Annotated in this window: 3 protein-coding genes; 1 reads left to right on the top strand and 2 read right to left on the bottom strand. The window is 44.5% G+C overall.

Annotation, left to right across the window (positions count from 1 at the left end):
• Nucleotides 1-130: 130 nt before the first annotated feature.
• Nucleotides 131-958: a hypothetical protein gene (locus tag ABGY95_RS02495; protein ID WP_347440105.1), complete on the bottom strand. Its 828-nt coding sequence runs from the start codon at nucleotides 956-958 to the stop codon at nucleotides 131-133.
• A 150-nt stretch (nucleotides 959-1,108) separates the two neighbouring features.
• On the opposite strand from ABGY95_RS02495, the gene ABGY95_RS02490 reads away from it, so the two are divergent.
• Complete coding sequence (locus ABGY95_RS02490; RefSeq protein WP_347440104.1) at nucleotides 1,109-2,464, top strand: PQQ-binding-like beta-propeller repeat protein; 1,356 nt, start codon at nucleotides 1,109-1,111, stop codon at nucleotides 2,462-2,464.
• Nucleotides 2,465-2,501: 37 nt separating this feature from the next.
• On the opposite strand, the gene ABGY95_RS02485 is transcribed toward ABGY95_RS02490, so the two are convergent.
• A partial coding sequence (locus tag ABGY95_RS02485; protein WP_347440103.1) for a sulfite exporter TauE/SafE family protein occupies nucleotides 2,502-3,120 on the bottom strand: 619 nt, incomplete at its 5' end.

Here is a 3,120-nt window from a genome sequence, read left to right as displayed (position 1 = left end):
GTTAAGGTCTGAGCCCCAGGGAATATCGTCTGATTAGGAAGACTTTCTTGGGTCCTCGGAAGAAGGCTCCGAGTGTGCGCATTGTGACGGCGATGCACATCAGAATGATTGAGAACGCAACAGCTTTTTCTCAATCTTTTGCACGCTGCTTCAGTCGCCTGTGGATAAAATCGTCTAGCTCAATAAGTTCAGCTACAGACATTTGAGCTGATGCTGTCTCAATACGTGAGATATCACCCTCAATGAGCTGTGGGTGAGTTTTATGAGTACTTCGCATTTGAATGCCGGGGACTAGCGGGACTTTTGGTGAAATACTGAGTTTCACTTCAGAAGGAATACCACACACTTTCTCAATTTGACGATTGATAGCCAGTCTTGGAAAAGGAGGGAGCCCTCCAGGTCGCATAAGGGCTTTTAGCAGAATTGCTGTATCAGCAAATTGACGATAGACGGCAACTGCTTTCGGATTATTATTTTTTGTAAATGTCACATCATAATGCACTCGGGGACCATCAAGTTTGATAACTGTTTCACCTACCTCAAGCATATCTGAATAGTCATGTTGTCCTGCCCACTTCATTAAGGGATCACTCGATTTTTGTGCCCATGCTGAAAGAGAAATATCTAGTCGTTGTAGACGAATTGTGTTCAATTCCGTCTTAATCTTAAGTCCTGTATCAAGGACAACTAATCGTTCACGATTTGGATCATGAACAATTATCTCTTCCTGATTACTTCCCATTCCAGTATCAAGAAAATCCCACGTGATACCATTTCGAAAAAGCGTAAGGCTATGAGCCACTGGCGTGTCGTTACTACTTGAAAATATCTCTGTTTCCACGCGCAGCTCCAACTCCTGAGCCGTGCTCAAACGGGCACCAGCAAAAAAGACTGCCGTAAAGCAGAACAACATCCCGTGAAACTGATACAAGGGCGTCACTACACTACTCAACTCCATTGAAAAAAAGTTGAAAACCTTGGTATGGTAGCACCACAGAGTTTCTAGCCAAATGCCGAAACACCCGTGGAGAGGCCATATTTAGTAGAATCTAGAGTGTGTTCGGGCATTATGGTGGTCTGTCAGACTCGGTATCTGAGGAGTAATACGATGTTCAAATCCTTAGGCATATTATTATTCGACGCATGTGTTGGCATCATGACAGTCATTGCCATGTCACTACAGTCCACACAAGCAAATGAAATCTGGCCACAATGGCGCGGACCTCAGGGGCAAGGGCATGCATCAACAACTCATGACTTACCCATTTCGTGGAGTGAATCAGAAAATATTGTCTGGAAAACACCACTTCAAGGGAGAGGATGGTCATCGCCTGTCCTCGATAACAGACATGTATGGATAACTACTGCCATTGAGAGTGAGGTAACGGAGGAACAAAAGAAAGAACGACTGGCTGGTATTAGAAATCCCAAACCACTTCAGGTTTCTGGGCCCGTGACAATGCGAGCACAATGTATTGACAAAACAAGTGGTCGTATCGTTCATGATATCGCTCTCTTTACCACAGCTGAACCACAGCCCATTCACTCACTCAACTCCTACGCTTCACCGTCACCAGTACTACTCGGCAAACGACTGTTTTGTCATTTTGGTGATTATGGAACAGTGTGTCTCAATACACAATCAGCACACATTGAGTGGATAAATCATGATATTCATCTTAACCATGAAAATGGACCAGGCAGTACACCAGTACTCTGGAAAGATCTCCTAATTGTGCACTGTGATGGCAGTGACACACAGAGTGTCGTTGGCCTGAATCAAAAAACGGGGAGTATCGTTTGGAAAACTGCTCGAAGTGGAAAAATGGCTGAAAAACCTGACTTTCGAAAAGCGTATGGTACTCCTGTGATTGTCCCTATCAACGGCAACGACACACTGCTTTCTCCAGCTGCTGATTGGCTCTATGCCTACCAGCCCGCTACTGGTCAGGAGCTATGGAAAGTAAGTTATGAAGTGCTTGGCTTTTCGATAGTACCACGACCTGTGGTCTCTCATGGCATGGCGATTCTCAGTACAAGTTTCATGAAACCAGAACTTTTAGCCATCGATCTTGGAGAACGTGGTACTCAACCGGCAATCTCATGGCGTCAGAAACGAGGTGCCCCAAGTATCCCTTCACCACTTGTCGTGAGTGACAGGCTTTATGTCGTGAGCGACAAGGGGATTATGAGTTGCTTTGATGTAAAGACTGGCGAAGAGCAGTGGGCGAGTCGATTGGGGGGAAATTTTTCCTCCTCCCCACTCTTTGCAGATGGAAGAATTTATGTTTGCAGTCGTGAAGGTACTACTTTTGTGATCCAGCCTGGAAGTGAATTTGAATTACTGTCAACAAATCAGCTCGATGGACAGATTTTTGCTACTCCTGCTGCTATCAATAATGCACTTTATCTTCGTACTGACACCTCGCTATATCGAATAGAAAAAACTACCAATACACGGTGACGAAGCTTTAGGTTTCAGTGAATCTTTCCTGATATTCCTACGCAAACAGTACCTTTATCAGCAGTTTGGAGCCTGCTACCACAAGAACCACACTTGTGAGATAACGAAGTATTCTTGGTGAAATCATAAAGGCTCCACATTGTGATCCAATAATTCCACCAAGTACAACTCCTATGACGACAGGTATGTTTATATAGGGCAACGAGTTGCCTACTAACCATCCTCCCATCAGGCCGGCCACAGAATTGAGCAGAATAAATGGAGCAGAGAGTGCTGCCACCTGTTTTACGGGGAACTGCTGAAGTGATAAAAGTGTTGGAGTGAGAAAAACTCCACCACCAACACCTGTCAATCCTGAGAGAAGTCCGAGACCACCACCTATTGCGGCAAGATTTTGTCTTCTTCGCCAGTATGCTGGTTTTACTCTTGGCAGAATATTATGTTTGAGAGTGTGATTCCCTAACGTTGGAAGAACAATGTACGCCGAAACAAGCAAAATCAGGCCGACAAGTGACTCGAATATATCTGTTGGTAGTGTAATTGCGCCTCCTAAAGTTGCTGCAGGTACACTAAGAAAAGCAATCATAAAGAAAATATCCATCCGGAAATAACCAGCACGCCAAAATTGGATTGTCGTTATAAATGCAACAATAATA

The sequence above is a fragment of the Rubritalea sp. genome (genome assembly GCF_039830215.1).
Lineage (GTDB): Bacteria > Verrucomicrobiota > Verrucomicrobiia > Verrucomicrobiales > Akkermansiaceae > Rubritalea.
Note: the sequence above shows the minus strand (reverse complement) of the source record. Positions and strands in the feature narration are given on the sequence as shown.